The following is a 15669-nucleotide window of genomic DNA, read 5'->3' as shown; positions in this document are numbered from 1 at the left end:
CCTTTTTAAAAACATCAGGAGTCGGTCTTGCCAAAGACGAACAACCGAGAGAATGACACGATGCCTAAGCGGTCCGCATCGACCAGGGCGTTCACCGTCCCTGCAATGAAAATATTGTAAAACTCTGAAAAGCCCTTTGGAAACAGACGAGCTGTTTCAAGGCCTGAAATCGCGCTCCCTACTGCCCGAGAGCGAAGCGTACCAGCCAGCAGCTTGTTTTCGGTAAAGAAATAGCTCCACCCAAGCTCTTTTGAAATTTCTGTTTCAGAAAGTAGGCTTAGGCCGACGCTGCGGGCTGCATTTATCAGATCGTCACTCGAGTGCAGGGGCGGCATGCCAGTCACAAACTCAATCCGCTCAACCAGAGCGCGATGTTGTGGATTATTTGCATCGTATTTAGATGTCAGAACTGCGTCATAGACTACGTATCTTGCATTCGGCTCCATGACACGATGGACGTGTCCAAATACTTTGGGCAGCAAGTCATTGGAAATGTATTTAAGTGAGTAAATGCTGTAAGCCGAGGCCAGGAAATTATCAGGAAACGGCAAATTTTGTGTATAGTCCCCCTGTGTGACTTCGCACAAGTGGTCCAGATTTTGTTCGCGATTGAGGGCGTTCGCTCGATCTACTTCGGCCTGAGACAATGTGACCCCAAGCACTTTTCCCTGGGAAATCCGGGCAATATCACGTGCTGCGCCACCAAGACCGCAGCCCATATCAAGCGCTGTTTTTCCGGGTAAAAGGCAGAGCGCTGAATTGATCTGCTTATGCAAGTTGGAAATGGTCTCCTCGCGTGATTGTCCTACATGATCGGGCGGATAAAAAACCCAACTGGTGCCGTAAGCGATCTCAATCACTTCCGCCATAAGGTCATAATAATGGGAGGCAACGACCGTATGATTATGAGTTTGCTTCGCAAGAGAGAATAGGCGGTCGTGCTCTTGGACAAAAGAACTCAAGTCATTCCGTCTTAAGAGGAAGCGGAACGTCTTCATGTAATTGATTAACAGCGACATAGGTTTCCTCCTTGAATTTGAACTCACACAACAGTTTTGATTCCCTAACACTAATTATTGTTTCGATTATTCTTAAATCTAGATGCAATAGCATAATTTATCAATAAATTAGCCTCAACTATGTAATTGTCACAATCAACTATTGTAAATAAATTGCAATTCTTGTCTCGCTGATGAGTGAGTTTTGTTGGGTGTACTCAACCTACGTGTTAACACATTGATTTTTAATAATTATATAAAACGCTTAAGCTCTCGATTAATAGAAAATATATGTCTATGATACATTCTGTTTATGAAATAATTACTTTTTCTCTAGGGAGATAGAAATGTTTTTTCTACATGAAATCAAACGAAATTTATCGAAAAATAAAAAACCAACGGTTAAACAAGAAGTAGGACCTTCCCCTGAAATTATTGCTCAAGTAATCAGGACAGTAAAAAAACGTTTTATTAAAGGACCAATTTACGCCAAAGAGCATGCAAGAATTAAGGACAAATCGTTTATTCGCCCTTCAAATAGCATTCCTAACACTAATTTTTCTGCTACAGCTGGTCCCAAAAATGCAGATGATTTGATTCGTTTCTTTAAAGACACTCTATTTCGCGACCCACCTATAGCATACATCATCGCAATAGGTAATCGTGTCTCTGAATTAGATACTTGTCCTTCAGGTGTTGATTTTTTAAATTATTACATGAAAAAAAAGAGTTATGATGTTGGACCTTATCATGTTACGAGGAAACATCTCGGCGGTAGTTATGTTTTTCATCATGGACATGAGGAGTCAAAACCCAATATATTTACTGAATCTGAAATCACAGTGAGCACTGAAGGAAATAATCAACGTGTAGGGGTAATTGGTATTGAATTAAAAGACGGGAGTTACATTGATTTAAATATTGATCCAAATGATCAGAAAAAAGAGATACTGTGGAAGATTTTTAAGATTTCAGTCGAACATCCTGTCTTTGTCCACTGTAAACACGGCCATGGTCGAACTGGTCACCTCATTCTCACTATGGAAATCTTAAAGAATTATTCAGCTATTTTTTCAAGCGATGACCCTGATGTAATTACCGAGCGCATACTAGAGATACTTAATAATATGCGTCAACAAAGACCAGGCTTAGTGCATAGCACCAAACAAATAACGGAAGCAATTCATAATGCAATTGTACTGCGCCGCCATGCACTAGAAAAAGGCTATGAAGTTCCGATTGCTGATGATGAAGTTTCTTATTCTCATCGTGCGGCTTATTCTGTATAGAACCTGTTCAAAGTTGGCATGTGTAGGTCTGGCCCATGTATCGCCCAGGGATAGGGATCCGCTTACGCTTGCTTGCAACCGCGCCACCTTGCTATTGAGCTATTCAACTATTCATAATATCTTTATGGTAGAAAACAATAGAGTCAGCAAGGTGATTTACTGATAAAGATGCACCTGGGATTGACATACTCGCTATGTAACGCAAATTGTCTTTTAATCTTTTATAGGAAAATAATGGAGTCATCATTCAATTTATTAGCAATGCAACGTAAGCAAGCTCGACGTCTTATTCTCTTTTTTATATGCAGTGTAGGATTTTTGTTATTAGCACTTATCATTAAATGGCAAGGGTCTATTTTTTTTATTAATACAGCAACTTATCAATTCGCTCATCAACTGAGAACTTCTTTTCTGGATTTAGTTGCTATCTTCATCTGTCTTTTAGGAGATAAGAAAGTCATTATCCCTGTGTTTGCAATAAACAGTGCCTGGCTGATTTATCAACAAAAAACGCGATTGGCATTATATCTGTTTGGGGTTATTGCTCTTGCAGCAATCTTAGCTTTTGTTTTCAAAATCGTTATCGCCTCTCCTCGCCCTGGTGCTATGACGGCAGTACTTAAAAATTTTTCCTTCCCAAGCGGACATGTAACTCTTTGTAGTGCTTATCTGGTTTTTTTATATGCGCTGATTACTCCTTATTTTTCTTCTGCAAAACAGAAAATAACGCTGATTCTTTTTATTGTGATACTCATAGCGGTAGTGAGTGCACGCATCTTATTAGATGCTCACTGGTTAGCCGATGTGGTGGCCGGCGCATTATTAGGGAGTAGTTGTGGCCTAATTGGTGCTTATGGCTATTATCGCAAAACACCAATGACACTCAACGTGGGGTTATTATTAAAAATGTTATCCCTGATTTTTTTAGTGATAAGCAGCCTTTATCTAATATTCTTCTGGCAAAAGATATTGAATACATACCAAATTAAAAATGGAGCTCCTACTTTAGAGAGAACTGCAAAGCTCAACTAAGAAATGATACATACTTGTGCTGGGCTTTCAGCCCAGCCTACGCTTGTTGTCATCTGAAAGACAAAATACTACTACACTTACTCTATGGTATTTATCTTTTAAACAAAGGGAATGTAATCATGATAATAAAAAAACTGTTGATTTTGTTTTCTTTCTGTATTTTATCAGCCCCAATTTTTGCTGAGCAGGATGCGAATTTTCAATCCTGCATGAAAGCGATAACCAAGCATGATACACCTGAAAATAACACTCCAGAATATAAAAAATTTAATGAAACGATGTGTGATTGTATGGTCGAGCAACTTAAGAGTAATCATAACAATGAAGATAGTAATAAAATAACAAAGACATGCTTCTTTAATGCTTTGTTACATTATGCAACAGATAATTTAGATACAAATACAACGGACTCTGACATGATGAGTGCTTGCAAAAACATGTTGAATGTTAGTAAAGACAAATCGTCAGATAAAGAGCAAAAAATGGTAGCTGATTTTTGTCAATGTGCGCAGCCTAAGCTATTAGATCTTTTTAAACAATCAGATTCGATGACGGATCAACAATACAAAGAAGGTATTTATTCAATTGCAGATACGTGTTCAGCTAATATAGTGCCACCCAAATAAGAGGTATTGCTCTGCTACTGCACTACCATTATTTAATCTATAGCCTGATTTAAATTCTTTTTGTTGGGCTGCACTGTTTCGCTCAACTTGCTAAATTGTAGCCTGGGTAAAGCGAAGCCGAACCCGGGGAGCAGAGCCTGATTTTTTATCTGCAACCCGGTTATGGCTTTGCTTTATCCTGGCTACTTTTTGACTACCAGCAAGCGTAGCAACTGCCTTAAATTTTTAATTCAAGACAGTTGCCACCTTGCTGAGTTTTAAAAATGAGTGGTTTATACCCTGAGGTTAAGGATGAAAAGAATGAGATTTTTTTTAATAATTGCGAGTCTTTGGAGCTATACCTACTATAAGGCGATTCAAACTTTTCCGGCTCATGAGTTATTGATTGTGCCATGCAGCCTCTTACTGTTTTTGGTGATGATAGGCTGGTTATTTGCTTATCATGCTCATCCGGATTGGGTTGAGCGACTCTGGTTTCGGTTAATTATCTGGTTTGGTACTTTAATGATGGGGCTTTGGGCTACGTTCATTTTATTATCTATTCCTCTTGATGTCATTTTTCTCGGAAATTATGTCGTGCAGATGATTTTTAATTCCTCTGCCCACAATCCTGTGGCTCTGGTTTCTGTGCATCAGAAAATCAATTATTTTCTTTTAATCTTATCCGCTTGTTTTGCAGGAATAGGCTTCTTGGGGGCGCTTGGAGGACCGAAGGTAAAAAAGATTACTATTTCTACGAACAATGTACCCCAAGAATTAGATGACATGACCATAATTCAAATCAGTGACTTGCATGTTGGTCCTACTATTCGCCAATTTTATGTTGATCGCGTTGTGAAGCTGGCTAATGCCGCCAACCCTGATTTTATTGTGGTTACCGGTGATCTTGCCGATGCAACAGCTGAATCAATTGAGCAACATCTGGAGCCTTTGGCCCGGCTTGAAGCACGTCATGGCATCTATTATGTGACGGGTAATCATGAATACTATTGGGGAATAGAGGGTTGGCTGGATAAAGTAAAGCAATTAGGATTTCAGCCATTAATTAATGAGCATAAAGTGATTCATGCGAATGGTATTAATATATTGATTGCAGGTGTTACTGATCATATTGGTGGTCACTTTCATCACAGCCATAAACCGAACATCGAGAAAGCACTGCAATCTGATGAGATAACGCAATTTAAAATACTATTAGCGCATAGGCCTGATGTGTGTTTTGAGGCGGAAAAATTAGGTGTTAATCTGCAACTTTCTGGACATACTCATGCTGGGCAGTTTTTCCCATTTAATTTATTACTTCCTTTGGCGTATAAATATTATCGTAGAGCCAACCAACATGGGAATTTACAGCTCTACGTAAACCCTGGAACTGGTTATTGGGGACCAGCTAATCGCTTTGGCGTTCCTTCTGAAATTACTTTGTTGACACTCAAGAGAGTATGAGTTCTTTTTGTTGGGCTGCACTTCGTTTAGCCCTGCCTACGCGTGCTAAATCCTGTTGCATATTTTATGCGAAAGAGTATAACAAGAGCTTAAACTATTGACGAATCATTATTCAACAGATCTGTGGTCAGATCCAGAGGATTTCTGAATTTAGATGTGTCGCAATAATGGATAATTTCTTTTTAAATTTAGTAAATTGCGATATTCACCCCTAATAGGAGAATAAACATGGCACTTAACTATATTTGTTATATCCGTAATGGACATTTGCAAATCGAAGACGCGGATGCGGCGGGAGGCCCTAAGTCAGATGCAACCCTGTATTCTAGTGACCCAGGATATCCACAACGCGTGCACTTCCAGCACCCTGGAAAACATCCTTATAATCAGCATAGTAAAGAAGCATTGGCTGTAGCTGCACATAATGCCTGGACTGCCAGTTATTCGGATGCGCCTTATCAGCAAGGCGGAGTTGATGTTTTGCATGGGCCTGCGCGTCACGTCTCATATGCTCGGGTAGAAGCATTGGCGGAGCCTGAAGAACTTATATTCGGACTAAAAATATAAAAAACAGACTCTACTCTTATGCTGACATCGGCTCAGAATTATAGAAATAAACTATATATAACGAGAAATAAGACTTGTACGGCAGTCACGGCGAGTCCGTTTTGTATCATTGCTTTAACATTTTCGCTGCCAGCAAAACCCATGGCTGCAAACATATTCGCTCCTGGATAGGCATAATTAGTAACACGGGTTGCGAAGATCATGCATAACGCAAACGTTATCATCGGCAATTGCATCTGCACTACACTAGACGAAAAAAGCTGATGTAACATTTTAATGGTTGCTTCAGCAGCGCCTGGCATGCCAAACGCTCCAGTGAAGCCAATTAACATCGACAATACAGGTTTGCCACCTAAATTAATTAATGGGGTTAATAGTTCGGTTAAGGCATTAAATCCCCCTGCCTGATGAATCAAAACCATAAAAGGATCAAACAAAATAAACAAAAAGAAGAGATGCAGGCTTTTGCGCATTCCTTCAACTAACAATTTAAAAATTTGTTTTAAGCTTAATTTACTCGCTAATCCAGTAAGCAGCGCGAGCAATAACATAACAAAAATAACGTAGGAGGTTTTGGCCTGAGTCAATAAACCATAGACGATGCACGCCATAAAGGAGAGCAAAAAAAGTAATGTGGCGCGCTTTTGCTGTTTATTGGGAACAAATGGCTCTGAGGTGTCCTCGTCTTCGCAAGACTCATGTGCATATTGTCGCTGTAATTGGTTAGCCATAACCCATGTAGTCATTAAAGTAATTATGGCTACTGGGAGAGATGCATATAAAAGGACAGACTGATAATTTAGTCCGGTAATGCCCAGTAAAGCCACTACTGGCGGCGCAAAAGGCCCAATAATTAAAGCTTCTTCAGCCGAAGCCTGCATTAACACCGCCAAACTTGGGCGTGAGAGCCCCACTGAACCTGCAATAGGGCGTAAGCTAGGTGCTAAAATAGCCAATCCTCCAGCCAAGGTGCCAAGCAAACCGACAATGACAAACGACGAAAGTACTATGCCAATTTTAGCTCGTCGTTGTGTATTAACCCCAATCCCATAAACAATTTGGTGCACCAAGGTATGACTGACTTGGGTATGCGTTAAGACCTCACCTAAGCCATGGCCTAACATGATAATAAAACCAACTAAGGCCATGAATGAGCCTAAAGCTGCAGCCATAGAATTGCCGATGGCAATGGGGCTGCTTAGATTCCACAAATAGCCTAGGCCAACACAGAGTGCCGTCGCGATTAAAGGATCAACATTGCGAAATAACATCACGACATAAAGAACAATAATGACTAAACTGGCTAACTGCATGTAAAAAGACATTAATGGATCACTCCAATCTTATTTAATCCCTGGGCAATGCCTTCAATTCCTAAGCCTGGTTTGTCTGACAAGATGATTTTATTGCCAAGACGTTGTGCCCCACCAGAAATATAATTGTCACGAATCAAGTAAATAGGATCAAGGTCTGCGTAGGCAATATCTGGCTTACTTACAGCAAAACTGGCTATTGCAGCAACCCCAATTGGCGATTCCAACATACAACCGACCATTATTTTCATGTGTGCGGCTTTAGCAATATGATAAATGGCCTGAGCATTCTCAAGGCCCCCCGATTTCATCAACTTAATATTGACACCATCACAGGCATTAATTTTGGCAATATTCAGTGTATCCTCAGGGGAAAAACAAGCCTCGTCGGCAATGATGAGACATTCAACTTGTTCGCTAATAGTCTTTAAGTGCGGTAGATCCCGTGCGTTAATAGGTTGTTCGATCATCGGAATATGCAAATGCTGTTGTTGCAAAGCATCAATAACCTTTAAGGTTTCATCATAAGACCATCCTTGATTGGCATCTACAAGTAAGGTGATGGAATTGCCTACTGCGCGGCGAATTGCTTGGACGCGTTGGATGTCTTCAATTGGATTTAAGCCTAATTTTATTTTAATGGTTTGGTGTCCTTGATTGGCCAGCTCAACTGCATCCTGCACCATTGCATCAATCTCTTTAACGCTTATAGTAATACACGAACTAATACTGTTCGTATTCCCTCCCAGCAATTTATAAAGAGGTAAACCACAGTATTGGGCAAACAAATCATGCAATGCCATATCAATGGCCGCCTTTGCAGAAGTATTACCTGCGATGGCTTGGTTATTCATTTGGAGCAATACATTCAGTTCAGAAATACTGCGTCCAATTAACTGTGGCCCCAGAATGGCTTTAACTGCATTGATAATCGATTCCGTATTGTCGCCAGTGATGGCTGGAGTTGACGCTGCGGAACCATAACCTAGATTGCCACTATCCGTTTTAATTATGATGACCACATCCTCAACGCATTCAGTGCGTCTTACGGCCGTTATAAATGGACGAATTAATGGAATCGTTAATTGCGCAATATGAATTTCCGTAATGTTCATCTAAGCACCTTTTAAATTATTGCGTCTAAAAATACATTCTTTATCGTGAGAGATTAACACTTGATTAGTGAGAATACAGCGTCCTGAAATACTCTTTTCAATAGGCAATTTTAGCTCATGATAATCAGTAACGGTTCCAGTCATTGCCTTATAAACCATGAAACTCCCTTGGACTAACTCCACTACTGTTTCGGTCGCCGGGGTGATCTTATGTACTTCATTCACGGCAAGTTGTATAAAAACCCGCTGATCAAGGTGTGCACTGGCAAAAACAGTTTGAATTTTCATAATCTGCTTTAGCAATTTAACATTATCTAATAACGTTTCCATGAATGTAGTTCACTCTTTCTGAGATGGGGGCGGACCGGACCCGGTCCTTCCCCAAAGTAGATAATAAGTTCAACTTTATCTTTGTTGATATAGGGTTCATATGATTTTAGTGCGGCAAATAATTTTTGGGCGTGAATGGGGTCCACTGCATACATGGTAACGGTAGCAAAGGTTATCACCACGCGCATAACCTTTACTTTGAGTTTCCCAACTTTAATCCAAGAACTTGGTTTGTATGGAAACCACTGATCAAAGATAAAGGCATATTTAACATTTTCTTTGCTCATCAAGTCACTTATCCAATCTGAGCTTGCACGATTGAGTTGTGCAATACGACTTTTTTGCGATGCAGTTGAGCCCAAACCATAAAGGTCAAGTACATATTTTCCATGGCTACGAAAGGAGATTAAACCTACGTCATTGACTGCAACTGGGTCATTTAACAAACGGAAAATATTAGCCATTTGCACTTGTTGATAGAAAATATTTGCAGATGCAAGAGGGATTAAAAAATTAATGAGGAAGAGAGAATAACAAATAACGGGTAATGCAAAGACTGTTGGAAAGATTGGCAAATCAAGGTCAATTAGCAAGCGTACTGCTAAGATAACAATAAATAAAACAAAATAAGCTTCATATCTTCCAAACCCGCCAAAGTGGCCAAATAAAAAATGCAGCATGCTAGTAAAAAAAACAACTAAAGCAAGTTGCGGATCTTTTTTCCATAAAATTATTTCTATGGCTACGATGACTAACAATAAGTAAATATATTGCCGTACGTTTACTTTTAAGTTACTAACGATTGGAATGTATTTCGCAGTAATTGAGCTGGGTAGCAAACCCAATCCTTGGTAATATAAAAAAGTACTAAACAAACCGAGAATAAATAAAATCGATATCAGCCCAATAGAAGCCTTTAAGCGATAACCTTTATAGAAAAGATAACATAATATAGGAATTGATATCGCTAAACCTTCATAACGCACCATAGGCAATACCACCAAAGCAATCATCTGATAATTGGGGGGGGCGCTGGTTTGAATGCACCATTTTTCTTTATATAGAGGGTAGACACCTAATACGATTAAGAAAATTTGTAAATTATGTTCCATACCAGTAAAAACAAGTCCATAACCATTAATTGAAAGCAAAATTATAAAAATTAATAAAACCCGCGACTTAATCGGTATGTCTTTAAAAATCAACAATAATAAATGCACTAATCCAGCCAGGCATAATAAATTGATAAATAATGGAACAAATTCAAAATAACTGCCAAAGATAGAGAACGGTGATAATAAAAAGGGCCACAGGATACTTGATGATGGGGCAGATACTTCACCTATATTAATGCCATAAAATCCATGCCAAATATTTTTAGCTAGAGTCAAATGGATATATGGGTCATCTAAAGTATAAATAAAATGATTATCAGTAAAATGCATTACTAATATAGATATTAAAACAAAAGGAATTAATACTAATAAAATGTGACAAATAAGCTCTTGTCTTAAACTCAAAAAGGGTGTTTTTTCAGCGTCCAGAACATGATTATTCATTAAAAAAATCCGTAAACCCATTCTTATGAAATTTTATTAAATAATAACCACTGCGGCTTCGATAGGTGTTATCTATTTAATAATAATTAATTCGTTAATTAGTCGAAAACCATAGAGATTCTGGAATTATTTATCAACTCAAACTTAATTTGCCATTTTTATACATCTCTAACGAATCTTAGGATACTTTTGAGGTCATGTCCAAAAGAGCAACTAGGCTTACTGGTTATGGACTGTACGGAAAAACAAAAAGTACCCAATATGCTAAAATGAATATTATAGTTGTTTTGGGGAAATATCATGTATGAACCTAAAGAAAAAGAGCCTAATAAACCTATAATTTGGAGCATTAGCCCCAATAATCCCAAACAGAAACCCATGTTCATCCAGACTTTGCAACACATGAAAGAGGGGGGATGGTTTATTAGAGAAACAAGTTATACCGGTGTTTTATCTGTAGTAAAGAAAAAAGGAAATGCATATAAAGAAACATTCTTTACACTTGCACCAGACCTTATCGCAGAAAAAGGTGGGGCATTAGTCCCCAATCTAGATGACAAAGGGCATCACAAATGGGTTTGGAAAGAAACAGAACTTAAGGATCTCAAGCCATATTTAAAAGCGCACTATACTCATGATACTACTGAAATACAGGATGGGGCAGAAAAATTAAGTGTAAAAGATGACTTAATACAAGGAAGAACTGCTCAATTCAGAGATGGGTCTATGAAAGAAGATAGGACTGTTAGGCACACAGGTGTTATGTTTCAATTAGCAGGACAGTCTGCAACAGATAGCCTTTTCGCTGCTTTAAAACACAAAGGCTACGAAGGTGAACCTGTACCAGCTCCACAAGGTTATCAAGCAATAGGGTGTAAAAGTGCGGTGACGTTAGAAAAATATAAATCTTATGAGCCATATCAGATGGCACATACACATGAAATAGCCCATTTTAAAGAAGGTATAAGAAGTGCGAAAGGCAGCGAACTGGAGAAAGAGCCAGAAAAAAAAGAGCAAACCTCTTCTAACGCACCGCACTAAATTTAACTGGTGCTAAAAGTAGCACCAATAATAACTGGCCCCTAGTGACGGCTCGCACTTGAATGAGCAGCGTAGTCTGCTTGCTTATCCTTTTTGGGAGGAGTTTGCTGATAATGGTGATAGCTTGATCAACGTCCCTGATTGTCCTTCGAAAAACATGGCGCCAAAGTAATACGGTTGGATCATAGTACCTTGAGTCATTGCCGGAAGTAATGGTGAGCGCGCGATTTCCACGCCAGTTAGCGCATTTCTCCACACTGCGAAATCATTGTGATTGTTACCAGGAATTTCTCCACTAGGAATATCGGTGCCAACCAATACGCGACTTTCTTGGGGATTAATAAGGGTTGTGAATTCAGTGGTTCTTTGATTAGCGGTCCAAATTATATTTAACCCGCTTTCAGAAATTTTAATGGCAGCAATTTTTCCTGGTAAAGAATCACTTGCGTAAATCAAGTTAGTAGTAGGATCACCAGAAACAGACATAGGTGCCCAGCTTATCGCTTGTCCCATATCCGCAGTAGCAGTAGAAAATGCTTCTCTAATCTCCAATGGGATAGAATCTCCTAAAAATGGCTGAATAGAAAACTGATTCGCTGCATTATTTTGGTTAATGCTAATTACACTCAGTGCTGTTGCTGAAGGGAGCGTATTAGTTTGTGCTACGACCCAATCATTTATCACCACAAACGAAGTACACAGCGTTTGGCCGGGCAATGTGATTGTGCCAGGATTCCATGAATTATCTTGTATGAAGATACCATTTTCTACTATATAGCGAATAGCTGTTGTCGCTTCAAGTAAATAAACATAATTTTTATTCTTATATTGAGTCACCGTTGGTCTTGCACCTACAGGGGCTGGCAGAGTGATGTTATCAATTACCCGCATGGTTTTTGGGTTAACTGAAATTAAAATCGAAGGTGGCACATCCGTTGGATCTGGGCAGTGCAATAAAGCGTCAGGACCTTGAACAGTACAACCTGCTTGGCGGTATACTGATTTCATGATAATAGTTCCATCTGCCGTAGCATTGAAACCATTGAATGAAGTGTTTTTAGGAAGTCCATGTCCAGTCGGAAGTACTAATGTTGTAATGACTTGTCCCGTTTCCGGATTAAGTTTTGCTAATCGGTAACCGTAGCTTACATAAAGATATCCATCATTTAAAATGCCTAAGGAACCGGGATAATCCCATTCTCCATTTTCATATGTATTAATTAACTGATTATACCAAATAGGTTGAAGTGTGGCGGGATTTACTCGAGCTACATAGGCACCAATCGAGCCAGGGACATCACCATAACCGCCACCATAGATGAAAGCATAATTGGAATTAAGATAAGACATGTTATATCCAGAAGGATAGTTTGTGGCGGAATTGAGGGTATTGACTACATTATTTCCATTCATTGAACCACCAAAGCGGGCCTGTGAAAATACATGAGAACGGCCAGAATTATAATGCTCAAACGCTTCTAAAGAGGGATACCATGGGGCATTATTGTTCTGCTTTATCTCAATATTTGCCGCAGCTTTATCGCTTACTGTGAATAGACAATAACCATTATTGATTGCTGTACAACCAGACAACACATAACCTGGGGTATTAATTTTAATCCCAGCAAATGGATAGGAGTGATTGGGTATTGTCGTAAATATGATTAATGTTAAGGCAGAAACATTATAATTCTGACAGGATATAGGTCCTTTACCGTTCAAACATAGAGTAATATTGAGATTTTCGGGTTCACCCGTTGCCGAAACATTAAAAAACAGGCCACCTGCTGAAAAAGCACTTTGATAAACTATCAACAGTAATGTAACAACTATATTCCTTAAGTATTTCATCATCAGTCAATCCATAAACTTAAAAAGAGTTACGTATTTATTTAATACAATTAGTGTCGAGAGAATCTTGACATAAATCAAAGAACTTGTAACTACATCCTAACACAATGAGACTACAAACAATGATTCTATTTGATTTGTAACACTTGCCGGCAAAGTTGGATGTTTTAAGTCTTGAATGTTTGGTGCTGGTCCGTAAGCTGGCTATCTAAAAGTCTTTAAACACGTACAGATTTTGCTTAACCTCAAAGGGTTAAGAGTTCGGTGCAGAGGCACGTCTTCAGGATACTATATTGGTTATGTTTACTGTGGTTGGGAAACAGACTCTTGTGTTGCTGCTTTTGCGGGCATCTTAAAATCCTTAAGATCAGGAAGATCATTCATTTCACCTGCTTTGGGCAGTAAAGTTTTACCGGTAATTTCTTGTGGCCCATCTTTTCCTGGTTTATAGAGTTTTCCATCACCATTAGAGTAGGCAATGACTTTATTGGTTTTTTCATCAACCATGATAAAACTATTTCCTGACTCAGCTTGTTTCTTGAAAAAGTCAGTCATGTCTTCATCTGATTTAAAAGTCAGTTTTAATCGACCATCTTCACCTTTCTCAGGTGGATTATCCTTAAACCATTGCTCCCCACAATGTTTTTTATAGGCTGCAAGCAGTGCTTCAACCTGTTCACTTTGAATACCAATGCTTTTTTTCTTGCGTTGAGCCTCTTCTTCTTCGGAAGCTTGTAGTGCCTGTACCGAAGAAGTCTCGGATACTGTTGGTTTAAGAGGTGCCATTGGCAGGTCATCGTCTAAAGTGGGCGATGAGAGATTGTTCTTTACCCAGTTGTTAATCATGCTCTTTTGAGCTGATGTTTGCACACCAGACGCTACACCGCCACCAATTGCCAACCGGCCAGGGGCGGTTGTTTGATTCGTCCAGCCTAATAATACACCGCCATCATCCATAAATTTAGAAGCACCTTTAAGGCTTTCTTCTACGTCAGTATCTTTAGCTGTCACAGCCTTTCCTGTGCTGTCGTATTTCATCGTGGTAATAGGAACTGTGCGGTAGACACCCTGTAAATGTTGATATTTGGGCGTAGTGAGTAGTTGTTCGATTTCGGAGATTACAGCTGCTTGATTCGATCCATCAGTTCCTGTTTTCCAACCGCCATTTTTGTAAGTACTTTGAATTTTATCTGTTTGCGCTTGATTGGCAGAATAAGTGATCCCCACCGTTTTAGCTCCATTGGCATGTTGTCTGGCTACTTCATCCAGAATTTGCGCTGCTTGTGCTCTGGTTGAAACTCCAACGCCATTTTTCTCAAAATCTACGCGGAAGGGAACAATACCTTTGGGCATCTCAAATCCTTAAATTGTGTCAATATTTTAAGCATAGTTAATTCGGGTTTTTTTTTCAATGAAGTCAGAGCTGGGCTGAAACAATTTTGAATACTAGATATAGATATCGGGAGATTTGTATCCCATGTTAGTAGCTTGCTTGAGTGAATGAAATCATTGATTTTGATTTTATATCTTGACAGGCAGTTTTTATAAAGAATCCCAGGCTATTTATTGAGTGAATTAGATGATGTGATGGTGTGCAGTAAAATAGTCAAATTCAGCCTTTTACAAGGTAATGAATCATGATGCATTTTAAATCTGGGCGTTATCATTACTTATCGATGCTCTAATCATTTGAATAATTTTTTTACTTACTAAATTGTTATGTTTTTCAGGTCTGTAGACCAAACAAATTTCATCTTTAAATATGGGCGCATTACTTAGTTTTTTAAGATGTTGGTATTGATGGGTAACCCTTGTGGGTAGAATGCCATATCCAAGACCTAAGGCTGTTAGCTTGGCGATAACCTCAAGGCTAGTAGAGTTAATTACCCCGTTAAAGGCGATCTTTTTGTCAATTTTTTTAAGTATATATTGTGATTGAGCAAGCTTTTTATCATAAATAAGCTTATTTTGTGCATTCTGGGCATGAAAGACTGAAACTTCATCAGTAGAGAGTTTGATGATAACGAGATCAGGATGTTGTATGGGGTTAACAACAATACCGAAATCCGCTTCCCAACTAATTACTTTTTCAGTCATCTCTCTTGAATGACCATGGATAAAATTAAAGTTCAGCTTTGGATATTCAACTTGCAGTTGTGGCATAAAGTACTGAAGTGCGTATAGAGCGACTGATGGGTGCAGGGCAATGGTATAGTTTCCTTGCACAAAGCCTGATTCAGGATGGGCTATGTTTTGGACTTGTTCCCATTCATAGATGAGTCGATGGGAACGTTGCTTAAACTCTTCTCCGAGTTTTGTCAGTTGGATCCCATTTTTAAGCCGAATAAATAGTGCTCCGCCAAGTTTATTTTCCAGCCTTTTTATAGAGTAACTAAGCGCCGGTTGCGATATCCCAATAATTTCCGAAGCCCGCGTAATATTGAGCGTATCACTCGCCGCGATAAAATATTTTATATCATCCAATAATAAAGACATAAATCA

General features: G+C 39.0%; 14 protein-coding genes. 6 read left to right on the top strand and 8 right to left on the bottom strand.

Features of this window, described 5'->3' with window-relative positions; translation table 11 throughout:
* Window positions 1-14 precede the first annotated feature (14 nt).
* The gene (locus tag Lste_RS12275) at window positions 15-1019 is read right to left on the bottom strand and encodes an SAM-dependent methyltransferase (RefSeq protein ID WP_058511217.1); all 1005 of its coding nucleotides are present in this window, start codon (window positions 1017-1019) and stop codon (window positions 15-17) included.
* Window positions 1020-1345: 326 nt separating this feature from the next.
* On the opposite strand from Lste_RS12275, the gene Lste_RS12270 reads away from it, so the two are divergent.
* From Lste_RS12270 to Lste_RS12250, 5 genes are all read left to right on the top strand, one after another.
* Window positions 1346-2287 (top strand): protein-tyrosine phosphatase family protein, encoded by a 942-nt coding sequence (locus tag Lste_RS12270; protein ID WP_058511216.1) that lies wholly within the window; start codon window positions 1346-1348, stop codon window positions 2285-2287.
* 234 nt (window positions 2288-2521) lie between these two features.
* Window positions 2522-3319: a phosphatase PAP2 family protein gene (locus tag Lste_RS12265; RefSeq protein ID WP_058511215.1), complete on the top strand. Its 798-nt coding sequence runs from the start codon at window positions 2522-2524 to the stop codon at window positions 3317-3319.
* A 119-nt stretch (window positions 3320-3438) separates the two neighbouring features.
* The gene (locus tag Lste_RS12260; protein WP_058511214.1) at window positions 3439-3945 is read left to right on the top strand and encodes a hypothetical protein; all 507 of its coding nucleotides are present in this window, start codon (window positions 3439-3441) and stop codon (window positions 3943-3945) included.
* Window positions 3946-4245: 300 nt separating this feature from the next.
* Window positions 4246-5391 (top strand): metallophosphoesterase, encoded by a 1146-nt coding sequence (locus tag Lste_RS12255; RefSeq protein WP_058511213.1) that lies wholly within the window; start codon window positions 4246-4248, stop codon window positions 5389-5391.
* A 228-nt stretch (window positions 5392-5619) separates the two neighbouring features.
* Complete coding sequence (locus Lste_RS12250) at window positions 5620-5958, top strand: hypothetical protein (protein WP_058511212.1); 339 nt, start codon at window positions 5620-5622, stop codon at window positions 5956-5958.
* A 38-nt stretch (window positions 5959-5996) separates the two neighbouring features.
* Here the strand turns inward: Lste_RS12250 and Lste_RS12245 are convergent, their stop codons facing one another.
* From Lste_RS12245 to Lste_RS12230, 4 genes are read right to left on the bottom strand one after another with little or no spacing between them, the layout of a single operon-like run.
* Window positions 5997-7283 (bottom strand): TRAP transporter large permease subunit, encoded by a 1287-nt coding sequence (locus Lste_RS12245; protein WP_058511211.1) that lies wholly within the window; start codon window positions 7281-7283, stop codon window positions 5997-5999.
* On the bottom strand, window positions 7283-8386 hold the full coding sequence (locus tag Lste_RS12240; RefSeq protein WP_058511210.1) for a dipeptide epimerase: 1104 nt from the start codon (window positions 8384-8386) through the stop codon (window positions 7283-7285). The genes Lste_RS12245 and Lste_RS12240 overlap by 1 nt, the downstream gene beginning before the upstream one ends.
* Window positions 8387-8716 (bottom strand): hypothetical protein, encoded by a 330-nt coding sequence (locus tag Lste_RS12235; protein WP_058511209.1) that lies wholly within the window; start codon window positions 8714-8716, stop codon window positions 8387-8389.
* The gene (locus tag Lste_RS12230) at window positions 8701-10275 is read right to left on the bottom strand and encodes a hypothetical protein (RefSeq protein WP_058511208.1); all 1575 of its coding nucleotides are present in this window, start codon (window positions 10273-10275) and stop codon (window positions 8701-8703) included. The genes Lste_RS12235 and Lste_RS12230 overlap by 16 nt, the downstream gene beginning before the upstream one ends.
* Window positions 10276-10575: 300 nt before the next feature.
* On the opposite strand from Lste_RS12230, the gene Lste_RS12225 reads away from it, so the two are divergent.
* A complete protein-coding gene (locus tag Lste_RS12225; protein WP_058511207.1) occupies window positions 10576-11316 on the top strand; it encodes a hypothetical protein in 741 nt (246 codons plus the stop codon).
* A gap of 84 nt (window positions 11317-11400) precedes the next feature.
* On the opposite strand, the gene Lste_RS12220 is transcribed toward Lste_RS12225, so the two are convergent.
* From Lste_RS12220 to Lste_RS12210, 3 genes are all read right to left on the bottom strand, one after another.
* On the bottom strand, window positions 11401-13170 hold the full coding sequence (locus tag Lste_RS12220; RefSeq protein WP_058511206.1) for an SMP-30/gluconolactonase/LRE family protein: 1770 nt from the start codon (window positions 13168-13170) through the stop codon (window positions 11401-11403).
* A 300-nt stretch (window positions 13171-13470) separates the two neighbouring features.
* Window positions 13471-14520 (bottom strand): hypothetical protein, encoded by a 1050-nt coding sequence (locus tag Lste_RS12215; RefSeq protein ID WP_058511205.1) that lies wholly within the window; start codon window positions 14518-14520, stop codon window positions 13471-13473.
* Window positions 14521-14814: 294 nt separating this feature from the next.
* Complete coding sequence (locus Lste_RS12210; RefSeq protein ID WP_058511204.1) at window positions 14815-15663, bottom strand: LysR family transcriptional regulator; 849 nt, start codon at window positions 15661-15663, stop codon at window positions 14815-14817.
* Between the last annotated feature and the right edge of the window lie 6 nt (window positions 15664-15669).

This window comes from Legionella steelei (genome assembly GCF_001468005.1).
GTDB lineage: Bacteria > Pseudomonadota > Gammaproteobacteria > Legionellales > Legionellaceae > Legionella > Legionella steelei.
The sequence above is the reverse complement of the archived record's forward strand: the minus strand, read 5'-3'. Positions and strand labels throughout refer to the sequence as shown.

What these genes read in the sequence shown, in the direction of transcription:
- Lste_RS12275 (WP_058511217.1), bottom strand. Translation starts at nt 1,019, where the DNA reads ATGTCGCTGTTAATCAATTACATGAAGACGTTCCGCTTCCTCTTAAGA.
- Lste_RS12270 (WP_058511216.1), top strand. Translation starts at nt 1,346, where the DNA reads ATGTTTTTTCTACATGAAATCAAACGAAATTTATCGAAAAATAAAAAA.
- Lste_RS12265 (WP_058511215.1), top strand. Translation starts at nt 2,522, where the DNA reads ATGGAGTCATCATTCAATTTATTAGCAATGCAACGTAAGCAAGCTCGA.
- Lste_RS12260 (WP_058511214.1), top strand. Translation starts at nt 3,439, where the DNA reads ATGATAATAAAAAAACTGTTGATTTTGTTTTCTTTCTGTATTTTATCA.
- Lste_RS12255 (WP_058511213.1), top strand. Translation starts at nt 4,246, where the DNA reads ATGAGATTTTTTTTAATAATTGCGAGTCTTTGGAGCTATACCTACTAT.
- Lste_RS12250 (WP_058511212.1), top strand. Translation starts at nt 5,620, where the DNA reads ATGGCACTTAACTATATTTGTTATATCCGTAATGGACATTTGCAAATC.
- Lste_RS12245 (WP_058511211.1), bottom strand. Translation starts at nt 7,283, where the DNA reads ATGTCTTTTTACATGCAGTTAGCCAGTTTAGTCATTATTGTTCTTTAT.
- Lste_RS12240 (WP_058511210.1), bottom strand. Translation starts at nt 8,386, where the DNA reads ATGAACATTACGGAAATTCATATTGCGCAATTAACGATTCCATTAATT.
- Lste_RS12235 (WP_058511209.1), bottom strand. Translation starts at nt 8,716, where the DNA reads ATGGAAACGTTATTAGATAATGTTAAATTGCTAAAGCAGATTATGAAA.
- Lste_RS12230 (WP_058511208.1), bottom strand. Translation starts at nt 10,275, where the DNA reads ATGAATAATCATGTTCTGGACGCTGAAAAAACACCCTTTTTGAGTTTA.
- Lste_RS12225 (WP_058511207.1), top strand. Translation starts at nt 10,576, where the DNA reads ATGTATGAACCTAAAGAAAAAGAGCCTAATAAACCTATAATTTGGAGC.
- Lste_RS12220 (WP_058511206.1), bottom strand. Translation starts at nt 13,170, where the DNA reads ATGATGAAATACTTAAGGAATATAGTTGTTACATTACTGTTGATAGTT.
- Lste_RS12215 (WP_058511205.1), bottom strand. Translation starts at nt 14,520, where the DNA reads ATGCCCAAAGGTATTGTTCCCTTCCGCGTAGATTTTGAGAAAAATGGC.
- Lste_RS12210 (WP_058511204.1), bottom strand. Translation starts at nt 15,663, where the DNA reads ATGTCTTTATTATTGGATGATATAAAATATTTTATCGCGGCGAGTGAT.